The sequence below is a fragment of the Campylobacter avium LMG 24591 genome, from assembly GCF_002238335.1.
In the GTDB taxonomy this organism is placed as follows: domain Bacteria; phylum Campylobacterota; class Campylobacteria; order Campylobacterales; family Campylobacteraceae; genus Campylobacter_D; species Campylobacter_D avium.
On record NZ_CP022347.1, the window covers coordinates 1,088,697 to 1,115,466 of the forward strand.

General features: G+C 35.1%; 26 protein-coding genes and 5 tRNA genes. 9 read left to right on the forward strand and 22 right to left on the reverse strand.

Annotated features, from left to right (window positions below; translation table 11 throughout):
* Window position 1 precedes the first annotated feature (1 nt).
* Window positions 2-265 (reverse strand): TrbC/VirB2 family protein, encoded by a 264-nt coding sequence (locus CAV_RS05575; RefSeq protein WP_094325500.1) that lies wholly within the window; start codon window positions 263-265, stop codon window positions 2-4.
* Between CAV_RS05575 and CAV_RS05580 the strand changes: the two genes are divergently transcribed.
* The 9 genes from CAV_RS05580 (at window position 198) to CAV_RS05620 (ending at window position 6,686) form a co-directional block, all read left to right on the forward strand.
* On the forward strand, window positions 198-1,022 hold the full coding sequence (locus tag CAV_RS05580) for a type IV secretion system protein (protein WP_157676332.1): 825 nt from the start codon (window positions 198-200) through the stop codon (window positions 1,020-1,022). The two genes, CAV_RS05575 and CAV_RS05580, sit on opposite strands and share 68 nt — an antisense overlap.
* Before the next feature lie 152 nt (window positions 1,023-1,174).
* The gene (locus CAV_RS05585) at window positions 1,175-1,429 is read left to right on the forward strand and encodes a hypothetical protein (RefSeq protein ID WP_094325502.1); all 255 of its coding nucleotides are present in this window, start codon (window positions 1,175-1,177) and stop codon (window positions 1,427-1,429) included.
* A 73-nt stretch (window positions 1,430-1,502) separates the two neighbouring features.
* Entirely contained in the window at window positions 1,503-2,174 is a 672-nt protein-coding gene (locus CAV_RS05590) for a hypothetical protein (protein ID WP_094752833.1), read from the forward strand.
* Window positions 2,175-2,246: 72 nt separating this feature from the next.
* Window positions 2,247-2,831: a hypothetical protein gene (locus tag CAV_RS05595; protein WP_094752834.1), complete on the forward strand. Its 585-nt coding sequence runs from the start codon at window positions 2,247-2,249 to the stop codon at window positions 2,829-2,831.
* Between the two features lie 72 nt (window positions 2,832-2,903).
* A complete protein-coding gene (locus CAV_RS05600) occupies window positions 2,904-3,503 on the forward strand; it encodes a hypothetical protein (RefSeq protein ID WP_094752835.1) in 600 nt (199 codons plus the stop codon).
* A 225-nt stretch (window positions 3,504-3,728) separates the two neighbouring features.
* Window positions 3,729-3,971: a hypothetical protein gene (locus tag CAV_RS09105; protein ID WP_245807391.1), complete on the forward strand. Its 243-nt coding sequence runs from the start codon at window positions 3,729-3,731 to the stop codon at window positions 3,969-3,971.
* Window positions 3,968-4,306, forward strand: coding sequence for a hypothetical protein (locus CAV_RS05610; RefSeq protein WP_094752836.1), 339 nt, complete (start codon window positions 3,968-3,970; stop codon window positions 4,304-4,306). The genes CAV_RS09105 and CAV_RS05610 overlap by 4 nt, the downstream gene beginning before the upstream one ends.
* A gap of 2 nt (window positions 4,307-4,308) precedes the next feature.
* A complete protein-coding gene (locus tag CAV_RS05615) occupies window positions 4,309-6,183 on the forward strand; it encodes a DNA topoisomerase 3 (RefSeq protein WP_094325555.1) in 1,875 nt (624 codons plus the stop codon).
* Window positions 6,184-6,476: 293 nt separating this feature from the next.
* A complete protein-coding gene (locus tag CAV_RS05620) occupies window positions 6,477-6,686 on the forward strand; it encodes a hypothetical protein (protein WP_094325556.1) in 210 nt (69 codons plus the stop codon).
* Between the two features lie 267 nt (window positions 6,687-6,953).
* On the opposite strand, the gene rpoC is transcribed toward CAV_RS05620, so the two are convergent.
* The 21 genes from rpoC to CAV_RS05725 all read right to left on the reverse strand — a co-directional run bounded on the left by rpoC (window position 6,954) and on the right by CAV_RS05725 (window position 26,768).
* Window positions 6,954-11,510: a DNA-directed RNA polymerase subunit beta' gene (gene rpoC, locus CAV_RS05625; protein ID WP_094752837.1), complete on the reverse strand. Its 4,557-nt coding sequence runs from the start codon at window positions 11,508-11,510 to the stop codon at window positions 6,954-6,956.
* Window positions 11,510-15,640, reverse strand: a complete 4,131-nt coding sequence (gene rpoB / locus CAV_RS05630) for a DNA-directed RNA polymerase subunit beta (RefSeq protein WP_094325558.1) — start codon at window positions 15,638-15,640, stop codon at window positions 11,510-11,512. Before rpoB ends, rpoC begins: the two co-directional genes overlap by 1 nt.
* A gap of 90 nt (window positions 15,641-15,730) precedes the next feature.
* Entirely contained in the window at window positions 15,731-16,108 is a 378-nt protein-coding gene (rplL, locus tag CAV_RS05635; RefSeq protein WP_094325559.1) for a 50S ribosomal protein L7/L12, read from the reverse strand.
* Between the two features lie 20 nt (window positions 16,109-16,128).
* Complete coding sequence (rplJ, locus tag CAV_RS05640; RefSeq protein ID WP_094325560.1) at window positions 16,129-16,611, reverse strand: 50S ribosomal protein L10; 483 nt, start codon at window positions 16,609-16,611, stop codon at window positions 16,129-16,131.
* A gap of 148 nt (window positions 16,612-16,759) precedes the next feature.
* Window positions 16,760-17,461: a 50S ribosomal protein L1 gene (gene rplA / locus CAV_RS05645; RefSeq protein WP_094325561.1), complete on the reverse strand. Its 702-nt coding sequence runs from the start codon at window positions 17,459-17,461 to the stop codon at window positions 16,760-16,762.
* 59 nt (window positions 17,462-17,520) lie between these two features.
* Window positions 17,521-17,946, reverse strand: a complete 426-nt coding sequence (gene rplK / locus CAV_RS05650; RefSeq protein ID WP_094325562.1) for a 50S ribosomal protein L11 — start codon at window positions 17,944-17,946, stop codon at window positions 17,521-17,523.
* A gap of 10 nt (window positions 17,947-17,956) precedes the next feature.
* Complete coding sequence (nusG, locus tag CAV_RS05655) at window positions 17,957-18,508, reverse strand: transcription termination/antitermination protein NusG (protein WP_261787020.1); 552 nt, start codon at window positions 18,506-18,508, stop codon at window positions 17,957-17,959.
* Window positions 18,509-18,529: 21 nt separating this feature from the next.
* Window positions 18,530-18,712, reverse strand: coding sequence for a preprotein translocase subunit SecE (secE, locus tag CAV_RS05660; protein WP_094325563.1), 183 nt, complete (start codon window positions 18,710-18,712; stop codon window positions 18,530-18,532).
* A gap of 16 nt (window positions 18,713-18,728) precedes the next feature.
* Window positions 18,729-18,804, reverse strand: a tRNA-Trp gene (locus CAV_RS05665).
* Window positions 18,805-18,963, reverse strand: a complete 159-nt coding sequence (gene rpmG / locus CAV_RS05670) for a 50S ribosomal protein L33 (protein ID WP_094325564.1) — start codon at window positions 18,961-18,963, stop codon at window positions 18,805-18,807.
* Between the two features lie 39 nt (window positions 18,964-19,002).
* The gene (tuf, locus tag CAV_RS05675; RefSeq protein ID WP_094325565.1) at window positions 19,003-20,202 is read right to left on the reverse strand and encodes an elongation factor Tu; all 1,200 of its coding nucleotides are present in this window, start codon (window positions 20,200-20,202) and stop codon (window positions 19,003-19,005) included.
* A gap of 71 nt (window positions 20,203-20,273) precedes the next feature.
* Window positions 20,274-20,348: transfer RNA gene (locus tag CAV_RS05680), tRNA-Thr, on the reverse strand.
* A 78-nt stretch (window positions 20,349-20,426) separates the two neighbouring features.
* Window positions 20,427-20,503: transfer RNA gene (locus CAV_RS05685), tRNA-Gly, on the reverse strand.
* A 4-nt stretch (window positions 20,504-20,507) separates the two neighbouring features.
* Window positions 20,508-20,593: transfer RNA gene (locus CAV_RS05690), tRNA-Tyr, on the reverse strand.
* Between the two features lie 32 nt (window positions 20,594-20,625).
* Window positions 20,626-20,701, reverse strand: a tRNA-Thr gene (locus CAV_RS05695).
* A 115-nt stretch (window positions 20,702-20,816) separates the two neighbouring features.
* Window positions 20,817-21,368: a 2-oxoacid:acceptor oxidoreductase family protein gene (locus CAV_RS05700; RefSeq protein WP_094325566.1), complete on the reverse strand. Its 552-nt coding sequence runs from the start codon at window positions 21,366-21,368 to the stop codon at window positions 20,817-20,819.
* Entirely contained in the window at window positions 21,365-22,210 is an 846-nt protein-coding gene (locus CAV_RS05705) for a 2-oxoglutarate ferredoxin oxidoreductase subunit beta (protein ID WP_094325567.1), read from the reverse strand. Before CAV_RS05705 ends, CAV_RS05700 begins: the two co-directional genes overlap by 4 nt.
* Entirely contained in the window at window positions 22,211-23,335 is a 1,125-nt protein-coding gene (locus CAV_RS05710) for a 2-oxoglutarate synthase subunit alpha (protein WP_094325568.1), read from the reverse strand.
* Window positions 23,335-23,649: a 4Fe-4S dicluster domain-containing protein gene (locus CAV_RS05715; protein WP_094325569.1), complete on the reverse strand. Its 315-nt coding sequence runs from the start codon at window positions 23,647-23,649 to the stop codon at window positions 23,335-23,337. The genes CAV_RS05710 and CAV_RS05715 overlap by 1 nt, the downstream gene beginning before the upstream one ends.
* 12 nt (window positions 23,650-23,661) lie before the next feature.
* Window positions 23,662-24,567: a malate dehydrogenase gene (locus CAV_RS05720; protein ID WP_094325570.1), complete on the reverse strand. Its 906-nt coding sequence runs from the start codon at window positions 24,565-24,567 to the stop codon at window positions 23,662-23,664.
* Entirely contained in the window at window positions 24,564-26,768 is a 2,205-nt protein-coding gene (locus tag CAV_RS05725; protein WP_094325571.1) for an NADP-dependent isocitrate dehydrogenase, read from the reverse strand. Before CAV_RS05725 ends, CAV_RS05720 begins: the two co-directional genes overlap by 4 nt.
* Window positions 26,769-26,770: the final 2 nt, after the last annotated feature.

Genomic DNA, 26,770 nt, shown 5'->3' on the forward strand with positions numbered 1-26,770 from the left:
TTTATCCTAGTAAATATCCTGATATAGCAGAAGCAGAACCTACAAAAAGACCGCCAACTATGGTAGGTATGGTTTGCTGCCACGGTGTTCCATATGCTATTTTATACCCAGCTATCATTATAGCTATAGCAATGGTAACAACGCCAATAGCATATAAAGCTATGGAGACATTTTCCAAAAATGTATTTACTCTATCTATGCCACCAGCAGCAAATATTAAATTTGGAAGTAAAGCAAAAATAAAAAACACTTTTTTAAAAAACATAGATTTACCTTTCTATCTTAGAATTAATCGTTGGTTAAGTGCTGCTATATCAGCTCTTGATGCTATATATGCTTGGGCTAGGGGAGGAACACAATTTTACTCTAGGCTTGATGGTGTTACAGGCTCTTTCTTAGATACTTTGAATAAAATTTGGCAGAGTTATGGATTCTCAGAAATTATAGAAGCTGCTTTTGTATGTCTTTTTATGATAATTTCTTTTCTTGCTGTTATGTTTGCCTTTGCATTTACTATAATATCAGCCTCTATAACAAATACATTTTTAATCATAGCTCTACCTTTAGCTCTTTTTTGTTTTATGTATCAAAGCACTAGAAATGTCTTTGTGCAGTGGTGTAATATGTTTATATCAAATATATTTCTACTTATCTTTATGACTTGTTTCATAGACTTTTTAATCAATAATCTAAATGCCCTATACGCTAGTACACAAGAAGCTAACAGCATATTTATACAGATTTTACAACCTATCTTAATAGGAGGAATTTTAATAGCTTGTATCTCGGTTATAAAAGAACTAGCTAAAAATCTTGCTAATGTGTCAATAGATAGTGCAGGTTCAAGTGCCTTAAATTCTATGTCTTCAAGTGTAGGTAAAGTAAGTGGTTCAGTAAGCAAAAGCACAGGTAAGGCTGGTTTAGGAGTTTTATCAGGCTCTGCTGCAAAAGCTGAAAAAACTAGGTGGGCTTTCAGGTTTAGCTGGATATGGAGTCAAAAAAGGCGTAGTAAGTGGCTTTAAAAAACTTTTAGGTAATGCAAGAAATAGTGCTTAATATGATGAAAAGACTAAGAATTTAGATAAAGATATTGAAATATGATTAAAAGATATTGTTTAGATATGTTTAAATATTGTTTAGATAGTGAAAAATTATTTAAAAACAAGGTTAAGATATGAGTGAAAAATACGGAGAAAGAAGAGAAAAAGGTGGAGATGGGCAGACAAAGTCAGCTCTGCCTCCATTGTTTAATGACTCCGATTTTCGCAAATCCACCGATAACGTGATTCTAACAAATTCAACTTGTGAAAGTCAAGCAAAATCAAGAGAACAAGAGCTAGATGAATTTAGAGCTAAGCTTAAAGAAGTTAGTAAAAAAATCAAAGATGATGAAAAGACTAAGAATTTAAATAAGGATATTGAAATATGATTAAAAGATATTGTTTAAATATATTTAAATATTGTTTAGATAGTGAAAAATTATTTAAAAACAAGGTTAAGATATGAGTGAAAAAGAGCAAGTAAAAGCGAGGATAACAGAACTTGAAAACTATGTAAAAGAGGCTAAGGAAAACATACAAAAGTGTGAACAAGTTATTGAAGCTTTAAAAGATATAGTTTGGGATAGAAAAAGCAAAAAGGAAAGTTCACAGATGTATAAGGTTTTAAAAGATGATAAGACTTATACTCAAGTAAAAAGCAATGTAGGAGATATAAAGGTAGATAAGGACTTTATGCAAAAAGAGATTAAAAAACATTTGGATAATCCTAAGTTAAGAGGAATGATAAGCACTAAAGAAATGCTTTCTTTTCCAAAAGTGGCTAAGAATGTGAGGGCTGAGTATAATCCTCAACAACAGGGATTTGACTGGAGAGTAAGAGCTAGTGATGATAGTTTGCTTGTATATGGAGAAAGAGATTATGGAGATGGGCATAGACTTTTAACAGCTCATAGCAAAACGGAAAGGGGTGAGCGGGGTCATTCTCACCGACAGATTAAAGACCCCGATTTTCACAATTCCGTTACAGACATTCTAACAAATTCAAAGAATGAAAGTCAAGCAAAATCAAGAGAACAAGAGCTAGATGAGTTTAGAACTAAGCTTAAAGAAGTTAGTAAAAAAATCAAAGATGATGAAAAGACTAAGAATTTAAATAAGGATATTGAAATATGATTAAAAGATATTGTTTAGATATGTTTAAATATTGTTTAGATAGTGAAAAATTATTTAAAAATAGGTTATGTTATGAGTGAAAAAAGTCTTGAAATCTTTAAACTTTGCGAAAAATTAACAGAGCTTTTGCAAGATAAAGAAGCTATTGCTGATTTAGAACTTTTATTTAAAAGACATCCTGAAATGTTTAAGGATAAAAAACAAGTTAAAGAGCTTATAGATAAGGTTATTAGCAAGCCTGATATTATCATTAAAAATCCAAGTCCTAGAAGTGAAAGAGACTATATAGCAGGAAAAAAGCTTAGCGATGAGAAAATGGGAGAGGTAGGAATTCGTAAAGATGAAAACATAAGTAAAATTTTTCATGCAAACGAAAAGAGATTAAAAAATTTGAAATCAATGGCTAAAAAAGAAGTATTAGTCGATGGTAGGGACGCCCACACCTCCTACACTCAAGCCCAAAGTCTTGACGGACGACTGGTTCAAAAGAACATTTCATCGACTAATGAAAATATTCTAACAAATTCAAAGAATGAAAGTCAAGCAAAATCAAGAGAACAAGAGCTAGATGAGTTTAGAGCTAAGCTTAAAGAAGTTAGTAAAAAAATCAAAGATAATGAAAAGACTAAGAATTTAAATAAAGATATTGAAATATGATTAAAAGATATTGTTTAAATATATTTAAATATTGTTTAGATAGTGAAAAATTATTTAAAAATAGGTTATGTTATGAGTGAAAAAAGTCTTGAAATTTTTAAACTCTGTGAAAAACTAGCAGAGCTTTTGCAAGATAAAGAAGCTATTGCTGATTTAGAACTTTTATTTAAAAGACATCCTGAAATGTTTAAAGATATTAAAGAGGTATCAAAAATTATAGAAGAAGTTGTTAGAGAACCTGATTTGATTATGAAAAATCCAAAGGCTAAAAATAATAATGATTACATAGTAGCAAAAAAAGAAATATCTGTGCAAGAAAAGAAAATGGCAGATATAGGTATACGCAACGACGACGGAACAAACATAATTTTTCACGCAAACAAGCAAAATAAGAGAAATTTTAAAAGACTATTAAATAAAGTAGCCGATGGTGGAGCCGTCCTCTCTCTCCACACTCCAAGTCAAGCTTGGATGGGCGGTAATGATAAATCATCTGGTGCAAATGCACTTTCATCGGCTAATGAAAATATTCTAACAAATTCAAAGAATGAAAGTCAAGCAAAATCAAGAGAACAAGAGCTAGATGAGTTTAGAGCTAAGCTTAAAGAAGTTAGTAAAAAAATCAAAGATAATAAAAAGACTAAGAATTTAAATAAAGATATTGAAATATGATTAAAAGATATTGTTTAGATATGTTTAAATATTGTTTAGATAGTGAAAAATTATTTAAAAATAGGTTATGTTATGAGTAAAAAAAGTCTTGAAATTTTTAAACTTTGCGAAAAATTAAAAGATGGCTGATGTGGTTATTAAAAATGAGTATGGAACAAATGAGATTTTCCACGCCAATAAGAAAAGAATAAGTGAATTTGATAGGCAAAAAACAGAGAAAATCTATTGCAGGTAGAGACCCCAACACCCTCTACACACCAACTTAATGGATTGGAGCTAACAGATGATAATCTATTTGGTGCGAATGCACTTTCCGCAACAGACAAGGATATTATACCACAAATTCAAAACAATATTTCAGAATCTGCAATCACTAGAATGAAGCAAAGGATAGAGAATCTTATGCAAGGAAAAGGCTTTAAAGGTAGCACAAAACAAAAATCTACTGATAAAAAACAAGATAGATGAGCGAAAAAGAAAGAAAAGAGAGGAATAAAATGGATAATACAGAAAAGCTAAAAGCATTATTACAAAAACACAATATACATATAAAGAATACAGAAAATGAGCGTGAATTTCTTATAGAATTTTTCACAAAGAATGTTAGCACCTGTAAAAAATACATTTTCAAAAAAATTAAAAATATTCCTATCAGCAAAAGATTTGAGAATAAAGTTAGATTGTATATGCAAATCTCTTATGCAATGGAAGATCAAGATCTTATAAGACTTATAAAAAGTCATTTCAAAGAAGAACATTACAAAATGCTAACAGAGCTATGTATTAAAACACAAAAGGAGTAATTATGAGACTTTTTATAGCTGAAAAACCTGACTTAGCAAAGGCTATCGCAGAGGCTTTAAGCGGCGAGTATAATAAAAATTTAAACAAAAATTGCGGCTATACTCAAAGAGGAGATGACATTATAACTTGGGCTTTTGGACATATAATGGAGCTACTAGAGCCTCATGAATATGATGAAAAATACAAAAAATGGAGCTTTGAAAGTCTACCCATCATCATTAAAGATTTCAAGCACAAGCCCATTAAAGACAAAGAAAAGCAGTTAAAAATCATAGTAAATTTAATAAATGATAAAAAAGTAAAAGAGATAATCCACTGCGGTGATGCTGATGATGAGGGACAAATTTTAATTGATGAAATTTTACTTTACTCAAAGACTACAAAGCCGGTTATGCGTTGCTTGATAAATGATATTACTCCACAAGCAATAAAACAAGAAATAGCTAAAATGCGTCCAAATACTGAATTTAAAGCTATGAGTGAGAGAGGTTTTGCTAGAAGCTTTGCTGATTGGATAGTGGGACTTAATCTAACAAGAGCTTACACCATAGCAAATAGAGAAAAAACTAATACAAATGAGCTAATATCAGTAGGTAGGGTGCAAACTCCTATTTTGGGGCTTATAGTGCAAAGAGACTTCGAAAACGATACACATAAAAGCATTACTTACTACACCATAAATGCTATCTTTAATATAAAAGATATAAACATAAATACCACGCTAAAAACAGAGGAAAAGATACTTGATATAAATTTGGCAAATAAGATTAAAAAGTATTGTGAGGATAAAAAAGCAAGACTTTATCTAAGCTCACAAAATAAAAAAGAATACCCGCCTTTGCCTTATAATCTCTTAATCTTACAAAGTGAAGCAAGTAAGATCTTTGGCTTTTCGGCTAAAAAAACACTAGAGATAACACAAAGCTTAAGGGAAAAACACAAAGCCATCTCTTATAACCGCTCTGATTGTCAGTATATACCTGAAAATATCTACAAGGAAGCAGACAAGATAATAGATAGCTTAAAAGAAAATTTCAAAGAGGATATAGGACAAGAAAATGCAAATTTAAGCATAAAATCAAATGCTTTTGATGATAGTAAATTAAGTGCACATTATGCAATCATACCCACAAACACAAGACTAAATTTAACAAATCTTAGCCAAGAGGAAAAAGATATTTACACTCTAATTTGTAAAAGATTTTTAATGCAGTTTTACGAGCCAAGAGAATACACAAGCCATTCTTTAAAATTCAAAATAGATGAGTATGAATTTCTTACAAATGTAAATAAAACAACAAAGGCAGGTTTTAGTAAATTTTTTAGCAAGGTTGATACAGATGAGGAGAAAGAAGCTGATTTTGATATATCTAAACTTAATGATAATGACCTAGCAAATATAGAGCAAATAAACATAAAAGAATTACAAACAAAACCTAAACCAAGATATACAATGAGTAGCTTACTAAAGGACTTAAATTCAGTTGCTAAATATGTTAAAGATGAAAGGATTAAAAAGCTGCTACTTGAAAAAGACAAGGATAAAAAAGGAGAAAGCGGAGGCATAGGCACACCAGCTACAAGAAGCGAGATGATAGAAAAGCTTGTAAAGCAATCTTACATAGAGATTAGCAGCAAACAAAACATAAAATCAACACAAAAAGGAAAAGAGCTTATAAAAGCTGTAGGCTCTTTATTAGCAAATCCTGATATGACTGCATTATGGTTTGAGTATCAAAAAGCAATAGAGCTAGGAAAGGCTACTAAGGAGGATTTTTTAAATAGTGTTTATAAAACGGTTAGTACAGAGATAGAAAAAATCAAAAAACAAGGCTTTGCACTAAGTGAAACAACAAAAATAAAAAAATGGATTTAAGAGGCGTTTTTGTTCGATTGAGGCTGTATATATTTTTTTATCTAATGAGATATTTTTATTTCATCAGCAAAAATATTAATTTAGGCCCAATTTTTGTATCTATAACTAATTTTTGATATAATTTCCTTGCTCGATTACCGATGGTAAAAAGAGATGGTTAACATTAGCTTCTTGAAGATACCGAAAGTCTTCTACATTTAATCTTCCCTGTAGCATTGTATATTTTTGAATTGAGGTATAATCAAGGGACCTAAAATAATAAATTCAAATTTTCACTTCACAAGGATATTTCTATGAGTCTTTTCATCACATATCTTGGTTGGTTCTCATTTTACTACATCTTAATTTGCATTCTATTTGAAATCATCTTTCATCTAATTGCTAAGGGTAGAGAAAAAATGGGATTTTTTAGGTATTTGAGTTTAGTCCTTTCACAGTCTTTACTGTGCTTGGATTTAGTTGTGGAAATAATTTTAAACAAATTTATAAAGAAAATAAATTAAAATAAAACTAAAAATTAATAAAATACAAAAAAATTAATGAAGTGGATTAAAAAATTAATTTAAATTTAATTAAAAATAATTTACACTCCGTTTCAAATTGTAGATTTTTGTGTAAGACTTCATATGTATGACATTGTCAGCATAGGTTTTTAGGATATTTTATTGAGTGTATTGTAGGTGCCTCTGACCACCATCTACCTACATTTTAAAATCACCCAACAAACCAAATTTCAAAGCAAAGCAGTAGCCAAAAGCTACCACCTTACCCTACTCGCTTTTTTTAATGCTTATAGAATCTTTCTCATAAAGACCGGTTCCAACAGGTATCATCCTACCTAGGATAACATTTTCTTTTAAGTCCTCAAGGAAGTCAAATTTACCAGCTATACTAGCCTCCGTTAAAACCTTTGTTGTCTCTTGGAAAGAAGCAGCTGATATGATACTATCGCTACCTATAGCAGCTCTTGTAACACCAAGTAAAACAGGCTCTGCTATGGCAGGTTCTCCACCCATAGCCAAAATTCTTTCATTCTCTTCTTTGAATTTGCGTTTAGAAACAAAATCGCCTACTATAAATTTGGTATTACCACTATCAACAACCTTAACCTGTCTTAGCATTTGCGATACTATAACCTCTATATGCTTATCAGAGATAACAACGCCTTGTCCGCGATAAACTTGCTGAATTTCAGAGATTAGATAATAATGAAGTGCCTTTTCTCCAAGAATTTTAAGTACATCGTGACTTGAGATAACTCCATCTGTGAGCTTTTCTCCAGCGTGTATAAATTCTCCGTCTCTTACTTGAATTCTTTTTGAGCTATCTATAAGATACTCACTTTTATTTCCATCCTCTGATTCTATAACTATTCTTTCCTTAGATCTTAAAGGCTTATCAAAACGTATGATGCCGTCTATTTCTGCTATGATAGCGGCATTTTTAGGTTTTCTAGCCTCAAAAAGCTCAGATACTCTTGGAAGACCTCCTGTGATGTCTTTTGACTTTGTTGCTGCTTTTGGAGTTTTAGCTAAAATATCAGCCTTTTTAACAGAGCCGCCGTCATTTACAAAAATAACGGTTTTTGGCTCAAGTAAATACCTATAAGTTTTACCCTTTTTAGAACTTACTATGAGAGCTGGTCTTGTTCCTGCTGGCAAATACTCATTTATAACCAAGGAGCTTTTGCCTGTTGCTTCGTCGATTTGCTCATCAGCACTGTATCCTAATTCTATATCCTCAAAGCTTACTACACCTTCTGCCTCTGCTATGGTAGTGTCATTGTAAGCGTCCCATTCAGCTATAACAACCTTGTCATTTTTTACAGCCCTAGCTATAACAGCATTTACATCATCTATAGTGGAGCTATCATCAAATTCTATAACGGATTCCCTAGGTATGTAGTGTCTTTTTGCCTCTCTATCGTTTTTATCGGCTATAACAACAAAAAGGCCTTTTTCTTTTACCACATAACCTTTTTTTATGTTTCTTAATCTATCAAGACCGTCACCTTTTAGCATATAAAATTTGAGAATTCCTTTCTCTCCGGCCTTGATTGTTTGAACAACAGGGTCTCCATCTTCTACTAAAATTTCACTAGCATAAGGGATACGGTTAGGGACATTCCAGCCTTCTTTTATAACCTCTACTATACTTTCATCTTGCTCAACTTTAGCACCGTTTGAGTAGTGCATATAAAGCTTACCTACAAGGTTTCCGCTAACTCCTGTTAGCTCATTTGGCTTAGCAAGGTCATGCTTTCTTATGATGTATTTTTGCTCTTGCTTTGAGTTTTTAATGCTTATAACAACATCTTCGTGCATATTTTCTACATGCAAAGTACCTGCAAAAGGAGCTTTTATCTTAGGTTCAACCAAAAACACAGCCGCATTTCGTCTATTTGCAACTATGTTTTTATTTTCGCTATTTTTATAAAGCTCTAAATTGTAATACCTTATAAAACCTTCTTTTTGAGCTATTATTTGTCTATCTTGCAAATCTGTGCTAGCAGTTCCACCGCTGTGGAAGGTTCTAAGAGTTAGCTGAGTTCCAGGCTCACCTATGGACTGGGCAGATATAATGCCTACAGCTTCTCCCGGTTTTACAAGCTTGCCCTCGCCCAAATTCACGCCATAGCACTTAGCACAAATTCCTTTTTTGGCCTTGCAAGTAATTGGAGTTCTTATACTAACCCTTTTAATGCCGCTATCGTGTAGAATTTTAGCCTTTTCCTCGTCTATCAAGGTATTTTCTATAAATAAAATTTCATTAGTCACAGGGTCTATCACATCTTCTGCTAAAACCCTACCTAAAATTCTCTCCTCCAAAGTTTCCACAACAGAACCATCGGCCGTAATTTCGCTTATTTCTATACCGTCGTGAGTGCCACAGTCTTGTATAGTTATCTTAACATTTTGTGCTACATCTATAAGCTTTCTTGTTAGATAACCGGCATTTGCTGTTTTTAAGGCTGTATCCGCAAGACCCTTTCTGGCACCGTGAGTTGAGATAAAATACTCTAAAACATTAAGCCCCTCACGGAAATTTGAGATAATAGGCGTTTCTATAATGGAACCATCGGATTTTGCCATAAGCCCTCTCATAGCCGCAAGTTGTGAAATTTGAGCAGCCGAACCTCTAGCACCGGAATCAGCCATCATGTAAATAGAGTTAAATCCTTGTTTATCATTTTGTATCATACTCATCATGTCTTTTGATAAGACATTATTTGTAGCCTTCCATATGTCTATTATTTTGTTATATCTTTCGCTAGCTGTTATTAGACCTTGATTGTATGAATTTTGTATATATTTTACCTGCTTTTTAGCGTCTTGTATAGCTTTTTGCTTGTTATCAGGAACGATAATATCAGCTATTGAAATAGAAATTCCAGCCTTTGTAGCATACTCAAAACCTAAATTTTTAAGCCTATCTAAGAAATTTGCTGTAATACCTAAGCCACCTTGCTTATAAACATAATCCACAAGCAAGGCTATATCTTTTTTCTTTAGAATTTTATTCCACATATATTCAGGAACAAAATCAGGCAGAATAGACTTTATAATAAGTCTTCCAGCAGTTGTAAATATCTTTCTATCATCAACAACAGTTTGAACCGGTGCGTGTATATCAAGACATTTTGCTTCTAAGGCCATTAAAACCTCGTCTATACCTGTGCAAATTTTATGAGAACCTTTTGCGTCGGCTTTTTCTAAGGATAGATAGTAAATTCCTAAAACCATATCCTGCGAAGGCACAGTCACAGACTTACCGCTAGCTGGCAATAAGATGTTCATTGACGAAAGCATTAACACCTTACATTCAGCAATTGCTTCTTGAGAAAGCGGAACATGCACAGCCATTTGATCGCCGTCAAAGTCAGCATTAAAAGCAGCACAAACCAAAGGGTGTAGCTGTATGGCCTTGCTTTCCACAAGTATAGGGTGAAAGGCTTGTATAGACAGCTTGTGTAGGGTTGGCGCTCTATTTAAAAGCACAGGATGGCCTTTAACCACCTCTTCTAAGCATTCCCAAACCTCATTTGTCTTGCTTTCTATGAGTTTTTTAGCTTGCTTTACTGTGGTTGCGTAACCCTTTTCCTCAAGTTTAGCTAAAAGATAAGGTTTGAAAAGCTCTAGAGCCATTTTCTTAGGCAGGCCGCACTGGTCCATTCTAAGCTTTGGACCCACAACTATAACGCTACGACCGGAAAAATCCACCCTCTTTCCAAGTAAATTTTGTCTAAAGCGACCTTGCTTTCCTTTTATAATCTCACTTAAAGACTTAAGCGGCCTTTTATTCGCTCCCTTTACAGCATTTGCACGTCTACCGTTATCAAATAGCGCATCAACTGCTTCTTGAAGCATTCTTTTTTCATTTCTTATGATGATTTCTGGTGCATCAAGCTCCATAAGCCTTTTAAGTCTTGTATTTCTATTTATTACCCTACGGTACAAATCGTTCACATCAGAAACCGCAAATTTACCGCCATCTAACGCAACAAGCGGTCTTAAATCAGGAGGCAAAACAGGTAAATTTGTTATCATCATCCATTCAGGCCTATTTGGAACAAGCTCTTCCTCATTGCTTACATTAGCGTTTAAACTGCTATTTAAGAAATTTTCTACAACCTTTAATCTCTTTGCTATGGTTTTTTTCTTGGCTTCTGAATTTGTGGTGTTGATTTCTTCTTTCAATTGGTTTAAAAGCTCCACAAGGTCTAAATTTGCAAGCAAGTCTCTTATAACCTCACCGCCCATTCTAGCCTTAAAGCCATTGCTTTCGTATCTTTGCATAAGTTTTTGATACTGCTCTTCATTTAAAACATCGCAAAATTCAACCTTTTTGCTGTTTTCATTATCATAGTAAGCATCGGCTGGATTTTCCACTATGTAAGCCTCATAGTAAAGCACTCTTTCTAAATCTTTCATCTTTATACCAAGCAAGGTACCTATACGACTTGGCAAGGAATTTACGTACCAAATGTGAGCTACCGGAGTAACTAACTCTATGTGCCCCATTCTAGAACGTCTTACCTTAGAGCTTGCCACTTCAACGCCGCATTTTTCGCACTTAACGCCCTTAAAACGCATTTTTTTGTATTTTCCGCACAAGCACTCATAATCTCTTATAGGTCCAAAAATCTTGGCACAAAAAAGCCCGTCTCTTTCAGGCTTTAGGGTTCTATAATTTATAGTTTCTGATTTTTTGACCTCGCCATAAGACCAAGATTTGATTTTTTCAGGACTAGCAAGTCTTAATTGCAAGGCTTGAAAATCTCTAGGTCTGCTATCTTCTTTTATCTCAATAGTTTTAAATTTATCCATTACTCGTCCTTATCAAAAATCTCTACATCAAGAGCTAAAGACTTAAGCTCATTTGCCAAAACAAAGAAAGTCTCAGGAATACCTGTAGCTGGCACATTCTCGCCCTTTGTTAAAGCCTTATAAGCACTAAAACGTCCCTCGACATCATCTGATTTTATAGTAAGCATTTCTCTTAGAGTGTGTGCTGCACCGTAAGCTTCTAAAGCCCAAACTTCCATTTCTCCAAATCTTTGCCCACCAAATAAAGCCTTACCACCAACAGGTTGTTGAGTAACCAAACTGTAAGGTCCGGTGCTTCTTGCGTGAACCTTTTCATCGACCAAGTGATGAAGTTTTAGCATATACATACAACCAACATGCACACGTTCTGCTATCTTTTCTCCTGTACGTCCGTCGTAAAGCTCACTTTTTCCGTCCATTGAAACCTTAGCCATTTCAAAAAGTTTTTCAAATTCTTCTATACTAGTGCCCTCAAAAACAGGAGTGGCAAATTTAACACCTTTGCTCCAATCTCTAGCATAAGAAACCAATTCTTCATCACTTAAACTTTCTATAAATTTCTTTTCCTTAGTAAATCGTTCTAAAGAACAAATTTCAAGCATTTTAGAGCGAAGTTCTTTTATAAAATCTTTTTTCTTTTTATCAAAAATTTCTTGAATTTGCTCTCCAAGCCTTAAGCCTACAAGTCCTAGGTGGCTTTCTAGAATTTGACCTATGTTCATACGAGATGGCACACCCAAAGGATTTAAAGCTATATCAACGCTTCTACCATTTGGTAAATAAGGCATATCAACCTCTGGCACTATGGTAGAAACTATACCCTTGTTTCCGTGTCTACCTGCCATTTTATCGCCAACCTTTAGCTTTCTTTTTGTGGCTATGTAAATTTTTACAAGTTTTACAACCCCACTTGGTAAAATATCATCTTTTTCTAAAATATCAAGCTTGTCATCATGCTCGCTTTTTAATCTTTTTTTCTCATTTTGGAAGTGGTTTTTCCAGTCCTCATACTGCTTTTGCACTTCTTTTGAATAAGCTTTTACCAAAGAATTTAGGGCAAAACGGTTTATGGTTTTTAAGACCTCTATATCTATCTTAGCGCCCTTTTTGTAGGTTTTATTTCCTACCTTTTGCTCACTTTGCAAGGCTGATTTTGAAAGCAAGGAACAAACCCTTAGAATTTCCTCTCTATCCATCATCAAAAGCCTATCATGATGTTCTTTTTCCAAGGCCATTTTTTCCTCATCATGTGCTTTTATAGCTCTTAAATCTTTTTCATAGCCCTTTTTGGTGAAAATTTTAACATCCACAACAACACCTTCTAATGAAGCGGTAGCGTATAAGGATTTATTTACCACATGTCCTGCTTTTTCGCCAAAGATAGCTCTTAAAAGCCTTTCCTCAGGAGTTGGTTTTACCTCACCCTTTGGAGATACCTTACCAACAAGTATCATGCCTGGCTTGATGTGAGTTCCTATCCTTGCTATACCACTTTCATCAAGATGAGAAATATCCTCTTCCTTTATATTTGGTATATCACGCGTAATTTCTTCTATGCCGTCTTTAAGCTCTCTTGCTTCTATCTCTTTTTCGTAGATATGAACGCTCGTGAAAGCATCCTCTCTTATCATTTTTTCGCTTACTACTATAGCGTCCTCATAGTTATAACCATTCCAAGGCATAAAGGCTATAAGGGCATTTTTACCGATGGCCAACTCGCCCTCGTCCATGCTAGCACCGTCAGCTATAATCTGCCCTGCTTCTATCTTTTCACCTTTTTTTACGATAGGGTGCTGATTATAAACTGTGTTTTGATTTGTCCTTAAATTTTTCTCCATAGAATAATGGTCTATAAAAGGACCCTTATCATCCTCGCCCATTATAAAAATACTTTTATTATCTACCTTTTCTACAACTCCACCTCTTTTTGCCTTTATGGCCATCCAGGCATCTCTTGCTATGGTTTGCTCCATTCCGGTACCTACAATAGGTGCGTTGCAGGTTAAAAGCGGAACTGCTTGTCTTTGCATGTTTGAACCCATAAGTGCACGGTTAGCATCATCATGTTCTAAAAATGGTATCAAAGAAGCTGTAACGCCCACTATCATACCAGAACATAAATCTATAAGCTGTACCTCGTCTTTCTTAGCAAGTATGGTTTCTCCATCTTTTCTAGCCTCAACAAAATCCTCTACTATATTTCCTTTGCTATCTAGCTTAGTTGAGGCCGCTGCTATGACCAAATTTTCCTCTTGAGTTGCGGTAAGATAAACGACTTCATCGCTAACCTTAGCATTTACAACCTTTCTGTAAGGAGCCTCAACAAAGCCTAAATCATTTACTTTAGAATAAGTAGCAAGGGTGTTTATAAGCCCTATATTTTGACCTTCAGGGGTTTCAACAGGACAAATTCTACCATAGTGAGTAGAATGCACATCTCTTACCTCAAGCCCTGCTCTTTCTTTCACAAGTCCGCCCTCGCCAAGTGCTGAAAGACGTCTTTTGTGGGTAACCTCACTAAGTGGATTTGTCTGATCCATAAACTGCGAAAGCTGTCCGCCGGTAAAAAATTCCATTATAGTGGTTGTGATAATCTTAGGATTAATCAAATCATAAGGCATGACCTTTTCCAAATCAGCATTAAGAGAGGTAAATTTATCTCTTATAGCCTTTTGCATTTTAGCAAGCCCTAGATGAAGCTCGTTTGCCAAAAGCTCGCCAATAGAGCGGATACGGCGGTTTCCTAAATGGTCTCTATCATCTATCCTGCCCTTGCCATTTTTGATTTTAATTAGATATTTTGTGGTTTTTATAATATCTTCGTTTGTTAAAACTGTGGTGTATTCAGGTACATTTAAGGCTAGCTTATGGTTCATCTTCATACGACCAACCTTTGTTAAATCGTATCTTTCTGGGTTGAAAAATAAATCATTCACGTAGTTTTTCGCCGCCTCTTTTAATACAGGCTCTCCCGGTCTCATAACCTTGTAAATTCTAATTGCGGCAAGATCGTTTTCATTGTCTATATTTTCACTTTGTCTCAAGGCCTTTAATGTTTCATTATCTTGTAAAAATGAATTTATAATAGCATCATCTACTTCCGCTGCCAAGTCATTTGCTATATCAAAGCTTTTGTACTTTTCTTTAATTTTGGCCAACTTACTATCATCTAAAAGCGTTAAAGAATCAAACATAACTTCGCCGGTGCTCTCATCAATGAGCGGATTTGCAAGATGCCTTCTAGAAAGAATTTCAGCCGGATACTCTATATATTTTAACCCCTCTTTTACTAAATTTTCAGCCTTCTTTTTATTTAATCTTTTTCCGGCTTGAACTATCAAATTCCCCTTTTCGTCTTTTAAATCATATTCAACTCTTTCTAAGAAATCACTAGGATTAAATTCAACCAAAAATTTATTTTTCTTTACATGTATAGTTTGAACCGGATAAAAAAGCTTTATAATATCTTGTTTTTTATAACCTAATGCTCTAAAAAGCATAGTTATAGGCATTTTACGCCTTTTATTTATACGAACATACAAAACATCTTTAACATCATATTCAAGATACAGCCAAGAGCCTCTATCTGGTATGATTTGAGCTGTGTATACTAATTTATTTGCTACAGTCGAGCTTTCTTCCTCCTTAAAGATTACGCCCGGGCTTCTGTGAAGCTGATTTACCACAACCCTTTCAACGCCATTTATTATAAATGAGGTTCTATCAGTCATCAGAGGAATTTCTCTTATAAAAATTTCTTGTTCTTTTATATCTTTTATGCCTATTTTTTCACCTGTTTTTTCATCTTTTTCATGCAAGGTTAAGCGAATTTTCATCTTTAAATTTACAGAATAAGTAAGTCCTCTTTCCATACATTCTCTAACAGTGTATTTTGGCTTACCAATTTCTGAATTTACATATTCTAAACTTAATCTATTTTGCGGATCGTGTATAGGAAAAATTGATTTAAATACCTTTTCTATGCCACTTTCCTTGCTTTTATTTTCATAATTTAAAAAATCATCAAAGCTCTTTTGTTGAAGTTGTAAAAGATTTGGAATATCAATTTGTTTTGAAGTGCTTGAGAAATCAATTCTTAATCTATTTTTTGAATGTTTTTTGTTTTGCATATTTTTAACCCCATTTTGGCAAGTTTAAAAAAAGAATAAGCCTAGAAAACTAGGCGAAAAGGAAGATTTCTCTTCCTTAAAAAGCTTTAATTACTTAAGTTCTACCTTAGCACCAGCTGCTTCAAGCTGCTTTTTAGCTTCCTCTGCGTCAGCCTTGCTAACACCTTCTTTTAGAGTAGATGGAGTTTGCTCAACTGCATCTTTTGCTTCTTTTAGTCCAAGACCTGTTAAGGCACGAACCACCTTGATAACTTCTATTTTCTTAGCACCGCTATCAGTTAAGACGATGTTAAATTCAGTCTTTTCTTCAGCGGCACCACCGCCAGCAGCAGCACCCGCACCACCAGCAACAACAACAGGAGCAGCAGATACGCCGAATTTCTCCTCAAATTCTTTAACTAATTCTGAAAGTTCTAACACGCTTAGTTTAGAAATATATTCTAAAACATCTTCTTTTGTAATTGCCATTTTTTATCCTTTATTATTTTTTAAGCTTCTTTTTCTTTTTGCTCTTTTAAAGCATTAAGTCCTATGACAAAATTTGTAATAGGAGCTTTCCAAACTTGCAAAAGCATAGCAAGTAATTCATCACGCGAAGGCATCTTAGCCAAGGCTTTTACTTTAGCTACATCGCTAACTTCGCCGTCCATAAAGGCTGATTTAATGTTAAACAGCTCGTTTTCATCTTCAAATTTTGAAGCAACCTTGCTGACATTTAACTGATCTTCGCCCCAAAGATATATATTTGTATCTTTAAGCTCAAGTCCGCTTTTTCCAGCTTGATTAAGCGCAAGATTAGCAAGAGTGTTTTTAATGATTTGAACTTTAACGCCATTTTCTCTAGCGTTATCTCTAAGACTTTCTAGCTTTTTTGTGCTAAGTCCTTTATAGTTACAAACCAATATCATTTCACTCTTTGAAAACTCTTCTTGTAGCTTATTAACTAGTTCGGTTTTTTCACCTCGAGTCACAACTTCTCCTTTCCGATCAGCGATTTCAAGCAGAGTAAGAACACATCTTAATTAAGCACAAAGACCTCGGCTATCTCTAATCTAAAATAAAAAGCTAAAAAAATGAGAATTTACTTAGCTTTTTATTTAGGGCCTTAAAGCCCTAAATTTATTTCATATCTAAAAGCTCTTGAGTTTGCAAAGAAACAGAAGGGCTCATAGTCAAAGAAAGGGCGGCATTTTTTATGTATCTACCCTTTGCTGCAGCTGGCTTGTGCTTATTTATTGCTTTTATAAAAGTAGTTATATTATCATTTAACTGCTCTTTTGAGAAAGAAACCTTGCCAAGCCCTGCATGTATATTACCTTGCTTATCTACACGGAAATTCACCTGACCGCTCTTAGCATTATGCACAGCTTGTTTTACATCCAAAGTAACTGTGCCTGTTTTAGGATTTGGCATCAAACTTTTTGGTCCTAAAATTCTACCAACTTTACCAACTAAGCCCATTAAATTTGGAGTGGCTATTAAAACATCAAAATTTATGTTTCCTTTTTGAATTTCTTCTATCAAATCATCACTACCAACTATATCAGCACCAGCTTCCTTCGCTTCGTCAGCCTTGGCGTCTTTTGCAACAACAGCAACTCTAACCTTTTTACCTGTTCCAGCAGGCAAAACAACAGAGCCACGAACCATTTGATCAGCATGTCTTGGATCAACATTTAATTTTAAAGCTATCTCAACAGTCTCATCAAATTTAGCAGAGGCTAAATCCTTAACCGTGCTTATAGCTTCTTCTAAAGAATATTCCTTAGAATTGTCAATTTTTTGATTTAAATCTTTTAGTCTTTTACTAATTTTTGCCATATTTTATACTCCGCATTTATAAAGTGCTTCCAACATTTTAGCCTGTCGGTAGGGCTTTTTTAATCAACGATTTCAATACCCATAGAACGAGCAGAACCAGCTATAATCTTAGCAGCTTGTTCTTTGTCTTTGGTATTTAAATCAGCGATTTTTTTATCAACTATTTCAAGGATTTGCTTTTTTGTAAGCTTTCCAACCTTATTTTTTAAAGGATTATCAGAACCCTTTGAAATTCCAGCTGCTTTTTTAATCAAATCTGTGGCTGGTGGTTGCTTTGTAATAAAAGTAAAGCTCTTGTCAGCATAAACAGTTATAACAACCGGAACATTAAAACCTGCCATATCCTTTGTTTTTTCGTTAAAGGCCTTGCAAAATTCCATTATATTTACACCTTGTTGACCCAAAGCAGGACCTACAGGAGGAGATGGATTTGCCTTTGTAGCAGCAATTTGTAATTTTATTTCGCCAACGACTTTCTTAGCCATTATAATCTCCTTAAACTATTTTTTCAACTTGAGAGTAGAGAATTTCAACAGGGGTTGATCTACCAAAAATAGATACATTGAGCTTTAAAAGCCCTCTCACCATATCGTATTCTTCAACCATACCGGTAAAATTCGCAAAAGGTCCATCTATAATACGGACATTTTCACCCTCTTCAAATGATATTTTAGGCTTAGGTGCAGCCTTATTTTTAACTTTTTCTAATATTAAATTTATATCTTTTTCAGACAAAGGCGTAGGTTGTTTTCTATCGCCTGTTTTATTTTCTCCTATGAAGCGGCCAACCTTAGGAAGAGATTGAATTTTATGCCATAACTCAACACTAAATTTAAGGCATATAAAAACATAGCCTGAATACAAAGATCTTTCGCTTATCTTTTCCTTGCCATTCTTAAATTCAATAACATCTTCAGTAGGAACAACTATATCTTTAACTTGCTCTTCTATGCCATTATCTTTAATCAAATTATGTATAGCCCTTTTAACAGACATCTCACTACCAGCATAAGTTTGAATGGCATACCACTTAAATTCTTCACTCACAACATCTTTCCTTAAAAACAATCAAGAAACTATAAAAGATAAGGAATAAAACATAATCAAATCAACTATCCATAAAAACAAGGCTACAACAAAGACCACTACAAAAACAGTTATATAAGCATTTCTAACTTGTTCTTTAACGGGAAATATAACCTTTGCTAACTCGGCCTTAGATAGTCTAAAATAACTCAATAATTTTTCCATAAAAAACCTCAAAAAATGGCAGGGCAAGAGGGATTCGAACCCCCAACCATCGGATTTGGAATCCGGCGCTCTACCGTTGGAGCTATTGCCCTTTAACTCTTTAACTTAACTTCTTTGTGAATAGTATGTTTTTTAAGCCTAGGGCAATACTTCTTCAACTCTAGTTTTTCAGTTGTGTTTTTACTATTTTTATATGTGCTGTAATTGATATCTCCGCACTCTTCACACTTTAAACCAACTTTTATTCTCATTTTAAATCCTTAAGAAAGAAAGGGGATAAACCCCTTTTTTTATTTGATTATTTTAGAAACAACACCAGAACCAACAGTGTGTCCGCCTTCTCTAATCGCAAAGCGAGTTCCTTCCTCAAGTGCGATAGGAGCTATAAGGCTTACAGTTATTCTAACATTTTCGCCTGGCATAACCATTTCAGTACCTTCAGCAAGTTTTATAGAGCCTGTAACGTCTGTAGTTCTAACATAAAACTGCGGTCTGTAGTTATTAAAGAATGGAGTGTGTCTTCCACCTTCATCTTTATTTAAGATATATACCTCAGCTTCAAATTCAGTGTGAGGAGTGATAGATTTAGGTTTAGCAAGAACCATACCACGTAAAACTTCCTCTTTCTTAGTTCCACGAAGTAAAACACCAACATTATCGCCGGCTTCACCTTGGTCCATTTCTTTTCTAAACATTTCAACACCTGTAACTGTTGTAGTTTGAGTATCTTTTATACCTACTATTTCTATAGTATCGCCAACCTTTACAGTTCCTTTTTCTATCCTACCTGTAACAACTGTTCCACGACCAGAGATAGAGAAAACATCTTCGATTGGCATCAAGAAATCTTTATCTGTATCTCTAACAGGAGTTGGTATATAGCTATCAACCGCATCCATTAAAGCTATAATCTTAGCAGACCATTCGCCGTCTTGTCCGGCCTTAGCTTCTTCAAGTGCTTTAAGAGCAGAACCAGATATAATAGGAGTATCATCACCTGGAAAATCATAAGAACTTAATAATTCTCTAATTTCCATTTCAACAAGCTCTAAAAGCTCTGCATCATCTACCATATCAGCCTTATTCATGAAAACAACTATATAAGGCACACCAACTTGGCGAGAAAGCAAGATATGCTCTCTAGTTTGTGGCATAGGACCATCAGCAGCAGAAACAACTAATATAGCACCGTCCATTTGTGCAGCACCTGTAATCATGTTTTTAACATAGTCAGCGTGTCCAGGACAATCAACGTGTGCATAGTGTCTTTTTTCTGTTTCATACTCTATGTGAGAAGTAGCTATGGTTATACCACGTTCTTTTTCTTCTGGAGCATTGTCGATATTGTCATAATCTTTAAGCTCAGCCAAACCCTTTCTTGAAAGAACAGCAGAAATAGCAGCTGTAAGAGTTGTTTTACCGTGGTCAACGTGACCTATGGTACCTATATTTACGTGCGGCTTGTTACGAGAAAATTTTTCCTTAGCCATTTTTATCCTCCATATTAAATTGTACACCTGTGCAAAATTTAGTCTTCATTTTATACATTTTATTCTACAAATGGAGCTCATAGCGGGACTTGAACCCGCGACCTCTCCCTTACCAAGGGAGTGCTCTACCTCTGAGCCATACGAGCGCTCAGCAATAGTATAAAATTTAGACAACAAAAACAAGTAAGAAAATGCAGCGAAACAGCTCCCAGTTTCTTACAAAATGGAGCGGGAAACGGGGCTCGAACCCGCGACCCTCAGCTTGGAAGGCTGATGCTCTAGCCAACTGAGCTACTCCCGCAAAATGGTGGTGAGTCGTGGATTCGAACCACGGAAGGCGAAAGCCAGCAGATTTACAGTCTGCCCTCGTTGGCCACTTGAGTAACTCACCACACCATACCGGTCAAACACTGTTTAAAACAATGGAGCTGGTTAAGGGACTTGAACCCCCGACCTGCTGCTTACAAGGCAGCTGCTCTACCAACTGAGCTAAACCAGCATAACTAAATAAAAAACAAGCCGTTATTTTATAGTAAAATATATAATTTGTCAAGAAATATTTACTAATATTGTAATTAAAATTTCAAAAGATAATGCTTAAAAGTTAAAAACTTTTAAGCAAGTGCCTTTGTGGCATATTCAACACCTAAATCGTACGCCTTGGCATTTAATTCTCTAGTCTTAGCAGGAACCATCTCAAGCATAACCTTTCTTAAATTTGACAAATCTATACACTTTGTCATATAAGCAGCTATGGCTAAGGCTACAACTGACTGAGTGGCCACATTTCCAACCTCATCTTTAGCTATAGTTATAATAGGAATTTTAAAAACCTTCCATTTTTCATAGTCGCTATCCTCAGGATAAACTAAATTTGGTTCTACAACTATAATTCCGCCAGGTTTTACTCCGCTTTTAAAGCTTTGATAGCCCTTATCTGCCGTGGCTAGCATAAAATCAACCTCGCCCTCTATGGCATAAGGAAAGAATATTTCTTTATCATCTATGATAATATCAACCTTAGTTGGACCACCGCGAACTTGCGAAGTATAAGTTGAAGCCTTAAAAGCATAACGATTTTCCTCTATGGCGGCTTCTGCTAAAATTTCGCCAGCAGTTATAACGCCTTGTCCGCCCTCTCCGCCAAATCTTAACTGATATTTCATCTTAAAGCTCCTAAATCTACCATTCTCTTTTCTTTTACAGCTCTTCTTACTTCCTCATAAGCGTGGCAGTATTCAGCCTTGCTTTCGTCTTGATGTAAGATACCGGTAGGAAATTTTCCTTCTCTTTCTTCAAAATTCATCTTATCAAATTTTGACTTATCTACAACCAAAGATTTAATCCACTCAAGCATAGAAGTGGCCTCGCCCATTTTGTTTTTTCTACCTAAATTTATATGGCAGTTTGAAAACACATCCACAAAGCTATAACCCTTGTGTAAAAGTGCCTTATATATCAAATTTTCAAGCTTAGCAGCCTCTATAACATTTCCTCTAGCTACAAAGGAAGCTCCTGCTGCTTTGGTAAGCTCGCAAGCATCAAAATTTGGGTCTATGCTACCTTGCTGTGCTGTTACTGTGTAAAAGCCTTGTGGAGTGGTTGGCGAGGTTTGTGAATTTGTAAGACCGTATATAAAGTTATTTATAACTATATGAGTTAAGTCTATATTTCTTCTGCAGCCATGTATGGTGTGGTTTCCACCTATAGCAAGAGTATCGCCGTCACCGCTTACTACTATAACTTTCTTGCTTGGATTTGCTAGTTTTATACCTGTGGCATAAGCTATGGCTCTGCCGTGAGTAGTATGAACTGTGTTGCAATTTACATAAGAGCTCATCCTACCGCTACAGCCAATACCTGAAACCAAACAAACATCGTCCATATTCCAGCCTGTTTTTTGCACAGCTCTAATGATACATTTTAAAACAACGCCGTCTCCGCAGCCCCAGCACCATTGTGTAGGCATTTTATCTACACGTAAATATTCATCATAATCAAAAGCCATTTATATCATCTCCTTTACCTTAGCCATAATCTCACTAGGAGTTATAGGACGTCCATTCGCTCTTAGTAATGTGGCAAAATCATCTCTCTTGCATACCCTTTGAATTTCCTCTAAATACTGACCCATATTTAGTTCAGAAATTAAAACCTTTTTGAATTTATTTACAACCTCTGCTATTTTTTTATCATTTATAGGATAAAGCGTTATAGGTCTAAAAAGTCCCACTTTAATGCCCTGCTCTCTTAGTCTTAAAATAGCGTCTTTTGCAGCTCTTGAAACACTACCATACGCTACTATAAGCACATCAGCATCATCTAGCATATATTCTTCATACTTGCAAATTTCATCTACCCTGCTCTTAATCTTTCCAAACAATCTTTGCATATTTTTCTTTACTATATCGCCATCCTCGGTTGGAAAGCCTATGTCTCCGTGATGAAGTCCTGTGATGTGATAGCGGTATCCCGTAAAGAAAGGATTTAACACGGCTGGTTCGTTTTCACCGCAAGCATAAGGCTTGTAATCTTTTTTATCTCCGCTAAATTTAGCTCTATTAATAATCTCAAGTTCATTTATATCAGGAATTTTAGCCTTGCCATTCATATGACCAACAGTTTCATCAAGTAGCAAAAACACCGGTGTCATAAGCTTTTCAGCTAGATTAAAGGCTCTTATGGTTTCTGTATAAGATTCCTCCAAAGAAGCTGGGGCTAGTGCTATACTTGCAAAATCGCCGTGAGTTGGGGACTTTGCTTGGAACAAATCGCCTTGTGCCACGCGCGTTGGAAGTCCGGTTGATGGACCACCTCTCATAACATTAGCTATAACAAGAGGAATTTCAGCTATGAAAGCATAGCCAATTTGCTCTGATTTTAAGGAAATTCCAGGACCAGAACTTGCAGTCATGGCCTTTACGCCGCTCATAGCAGCACCTATACTAACGCTAATGCCTGAAATTTCATCTTCCATTTGTATAAAAGTACCATCATTTGCTGGCAAAAGCTTTGATAGCTCGTGTGCTATTTCTGAACTTGGGGTTATAGGATAACCGCCAAAAAATCTACAGCCGCACTCTATGGCAGCCTTTGCCACTAAGGTATTACCCGTTGCTATTACTTCTCTCATTAAACACCTACCTTTTTATATTTATTTTGTTTGACAGCCTCAGCTCTTTGCTTGGCCTCAGGAGTAAGTTTAGCAAATTTAAATTCCTCTCTTGTAGCAACCATAATGGCAAAGTCAGGACAGTGAACTTCACATTCACCACAACCTATACAGGAGCTAGGATGAACAACCTCTATCATCTGCCCCAAAACAGCATTCTTGTCATCTCTCATAGCTAAAACACCGGCTGGGCAGTAGCTAACACAGATATTGCAAGCTTTACATCTGTGCTCATTTACCCAAACAGGAGTATCTTTGGGAGCTTGTACACTCATTTTTTATCCTTTTTATTTAGTTTCTAAATAGTTGTATTTTTTTAACGATTCTTGTAATTTAAACGTTTCGTTCTCATCTAGTTCTAAATTAGCCAATTCCAAAACACCTTGTAAGGAAAGTCTAGCTAGAACACCAAATGCCTTATTGTGCACGCCAAATTCTCCGTGCAAAACAACACTCATAGCCAAAAATTCGCCACTTCTAATAGCTTCTATCATTCTAACACAAGCAGCCGCTGGTGCTAGATAAGCTGAAGTTTTAAGATATTTAATAACCTTTGCTCCGCCTGTTTTAACCTCATTTTCTATATCATCAATTTCATCTTTGCTTAACAAATCAGTAATTTTTTTATTTTTATAAGTTGAATGAGATTTTAGCAAAAGCATATCATCATTGTGAAAGCCTATTAACTTTGTATCCAAATCCGAAGTCTTGCAGTTGAATTTCTTAGCCAGCTCATACTTAAATCTAGCATTATCCAAAGCACCTGCCATGGCTATAATTTTTTTAGGGCTAAAAATTTGACACTCGTATAATTTGTTTAAAAGAAAATCAACCGGATTTGTAAGTACGACAAATAAAGGGTCATCAACGTAGCGTTTTAAATTTCTAGCACATTCTAGCATTATGTTGGTATTGATTTGCAAAAGCTCATCCCTGCTTTGCCCATCTTGCCTTCTAGCTCCTGCGCAAAATACCACTATATCGCTGTTTTCGCAATATTTATATTCGCTAGTGCAAACAAGTTTGATATCTAAATTTAAAGCCGCTATACTTTGTCCAAGCTCTAAATCCCTAGCAAATAGCAAATCCGGATTTCTATCAATTAAAATTATTTCTTTAACAGTCTGCCTTAAGATCAAAGAATAAGCTATGCTAACGCCGACATTACCGGCACCTATGATAGTTATTTTCATAAAGTAGAAATCCTTTCGATTATAGCATTAAAAGTAGGACTAGACCTCATAACAGATGATGCTTTTTCATCATCAAATTTATAGTATCCACCCAAATCAACAGCCTTGCCCTGAGCGTCTATAAATTCTTTGTAAATTTTATCCTCATTAGAACTAAGCTCTATGGAAATGTCTTTAAATACAGCTTGAAGTTCTTTTTCGTTGCCCTGTCTTGCAAGCTCATTAGCCCAATACATGGCCAAATAAAAATGAGATGTTCTATTATCATCCTCTTTTACATTTCTAGATGGTGATTTGTTATTTTCAAGCCACTGACCTATAGCCTCATCAAGACAGTCAGCCAAAACCTTGGCTCTGTAATTTTTTCTTTTCTGTGCAAAAAATTCTAAAGAGGCTTGAAGTGCTAAAAACTCGCCCAAGCTATCCCAGCGAAGATGATTTTCGTTAAGTAGCTGCTCTACTTGCTTTGGTGCAGAACCACCTGCTCCGGTTTCAAACATAGCTCCGCCATTTAGCATAGGAACAATAGAAAGCATTTTTGCGCTAGTTCCAAGCTCTAAGATAGGGAATAAGTCTGTTAAATAATCTCTTAAAACATTTCCTGTAACGCTAATAACATTTTTTCCAGCTCTAATCAAATCTAAAGTCTTTAAACAAGCGTCCTTAGGGCTTAGAATTTGTATGTTTAAGTTAGCATGCTTGGCTAGCTTATCCTTTACAAAAGAAATTATTATCTTATCGCTAGCCCTATTTTCATCTAGCCAAAAAATAGTGTCTTCTTTGCTAAGCTCTGCCCTTTGTATGCCAAGCTCTATCCAATTTTCAATAGCCTCAAATTTGCACTGACAAGCTCTAAATATATCACCTTTACTAAGCTTTTGTTCTAGCAAAAGTTCATCTTTATCATTAAGTATCCTAAACACCCCGTCATCTTGAGCAACAAAGGTCTTATCGTGAGAGCCGTATTCTTGTGCCTTTTTAGCCATTAAGCCCACATTTGAAACCGAACCCAAAGTGCTTGGCTTAAATTCTCCGTTTTTTCTCATATCATCTAAAACCGCTTCGTAAACAGTAGCATAAGTCTTATCTGGTATTAAAGCGTTTGTGTCTTTTTCATTGCCATCTTTATCCCAAAGTTTCGCAGCGTTTTTAAGCATGGCTGGTATGGAAGCGTCCACTATAACATCGCTTGGAACATGAAGATTTGTGATGCCTTTTTCCGAATTCACCATAGAAATAGCAGCCTTGTTGTTTAAGATACTGTTGTATTTTTCTATAATTTTATCTTTTAAATTTGAGGCTTCTATCTTTGTTAAAAGCTCGGCTACTCCGTTATTTGCATTAATGCCTAATCTTTGAAACTCATCCTTAAATTCATCAAAAAGTTCCTTAAAATAAACCTTTACACAGTAGCCAAATAAAACAGGGTCGCTAACCTTCATCATAGTAGCTTTTAAGTGCAAAGATAGCAAGGTGCCTTCGTCTTCACACCTTTTGATTTCTGCTTCATAGAATTCTTGTAGCTTTTTACTATCCATAAAAGACGCGTCTAAAACTTCATTTTCTTCTAATTTTATCCCATCTTTCATCACAGATATTTTGCCGTCTTTTGATACAAATTCTATCCTAGCCGTGCAAGGTGTTTTAATCAAAACAGCCTTTTCGTTAGAGAAAAAGTCTCCATCTTTCATGTAAGAAATTCTAGACTTTGAATTTTTGTCAAAAGTTTTTGTTTTGTAAGGATTGTTTTTAGCGTATTCTTTCACAGCCTTTGTACATCTTCTATCTGAATTTCCTTGTCTTAACACAGGATTTACGGCTGAACCTAGAATTTTTTGATATCTTGTTTTAATTTCTTCCTCTTCTTTGTTTGTAGGATTATCAACAAAATCAGGCACATTATAACCCTTAGTTTGCAGCTCTTTTATAGCAGCTTTTAACTGAGGTATGGAAGCTGAAATATTTGGAGTTTTGATAATAACTGCACTAGGCTCATTTACTAACTTAGAAAGCATTTCTAAAGCATCTTCGCATACTTGCTCTTTCTTTAATCTATCACCAAAGGCAGCTAAAATTCTACCCGCTAAAGATATATCCGCTGTTTTAACACCTATATTAGCCCTATTTAAAAAGGCTTTTACTATAGGTAAAAACGAATAAGTGGCCAAAGCTGGAGATTCATCTGTAATAGTGTAAGTCATAA

Coding starts and splice junctions, on each gene's coding strand:
- CAV_RS05705 (WP_094325567.1), bottom strand. CDS start 22,210: ATGGCTTTTGATTATGATGAATATTTACGTGTAGATAAAATGCCTACA.
- tuf (WP_094325565.1), bottom strand. CDS start 20,202: ATGGCTAAGGAAAAATTTTCTCGTAACAAGCCGCACGTAAATATAGGT.
- CAV_RS05610 (WP_094752836.1), top strand. CDS start 3,968: ATGAGCGAAAAAGAAAGAAAAGAGAGGAATAAAATGGATAATACAGAA.
- CAV_RS05620 (WP_094325556.1), top strand. CDS start 6,477: ATGAGTCTTTTCATCACATATCTTGGTTGGTTCTCATTTTACTACATC.
- rpoC (WP_094752837.1), bottom strand. CDS start 11,510: ATGGATAAATTTAAAACTATTGAGATAAAAGAAGATAGCAGACCTAGA.
- rplK (WP_094325562.1), bottom strand. CDS start 17,946: ATGGCTAAGAAAGTCGTTGGCGAAATAAAATTACAAATTGCTGCTACA.
- CAV_RS05595 (WP_094752834.1), top strand. CDS start 2,247: ATGAGTGAAAAAAGTCTTGAAATCTTTAAACTTTGCGAAAAATTAACA.
- CAV_RS05575 (WP_094325500.1), bottom strand. CDS start 265: ATGTTTTTTAAAAAAGTGTTTTTTATTTTTGCTTTACTTCCAAATTTA.
- secE (WP_094325563.1), bottom strand. CDS start 18,712: ATGGAAAAATTATTGAGTTATTTTAGACTATCTAAGGCCGAGTTAGCA.
- rpoB (WP_094325558.1), bottom strand. CDS start 15,640: ATGCAAAACAAAAAACATTCAAAAAATAGATTAAGAATTGATTTCTCA.
- CAV_RS05585 (WP_094325502.1), top strand. CDS start 1,175: ATGAGTGAAAAATACGGAGAAAGAAGAGAAAAAGGTGGAGATGGGCAG.
- CAV_RS05715 (WP_094325569.1), bottom strand. CDS start 23,649: ATGAGTGTACAAGCTCCCAAAGATACTCCTGTTTGGGTAAATGAGCAC.
- CAV_RS05580 (WP_157676332.1), top strand. CDS start 198: ATGCCACCAGCAGCAAATATTAAATTTGGAAGTAAAGCAAAAATAAAA.
- CAV_RS05600 (WP_094752835.1), top strand. CDS start 2,904: ATGAGTGAAAAAAGTCTTGAAATTTTTAAACTCTGTGAAAAACTAGCA.
- CAV_RS05710 (WP_094325568.1), bottom strand. CDS start 23,335: ATGAGAGAAGTAATAGCAACGGGTAATACCTTAGTGGCAAAGGCTGCC.
- CAV_RS05590 (WP_094752833.1), top strand. CDS start 1,503: ATGAGTGAAAAAGAGCAAGTAAAAGCGAGGATAACAGAACTTGAAAAC.
- rplL (WP_094325559.1), bottom strand. CDS start 16,108: ATGGCAATTACAAAAGAAGATGTTTTAGAATATATTTCTAAACTAAGC.
- rpmG (WP_094325564.1), bottom strand. CDS start 18,963: ATGAGAATAAAAGTTGGTTTAAAGTGTGAAGAGTGCGGAGATATCAAT.
- CAV_RS05720 (WP_094325570.1), bottom strand. CDS start 24,567: ATGAAAATAACTATCATAGGTGCCGGTAATGTCGGCGTTAGCATAGCT.
- CAV_RS05725 (WP_094325571.1), bottom strand. CDS start 26,768: ATGACTTACACTATTACAGATGAATCTCCAGCTTTGGCCACTTATTCG.
- rplA (WP_094325561.1), bottom strand. CDS start 17,461: ATGGCAAAAATTAGTAAAAGACTAAAAGATTTAAATCAAAAAATTGAC.
- CAV_RS05615 (WP_094325555.1), top strand. CDS start 4,309: ATGAGACTTTTTATAGCTGAAAAACCTGACTTAGCAAAGGCTATCGCA.
- CAV_RS05700 (WP_094325566.1), bottom strand. CDS start 21,368: ATGAAATATCAGTTAAGATTTGGCGGAGAGGGCGGACAAGGCGTTATA.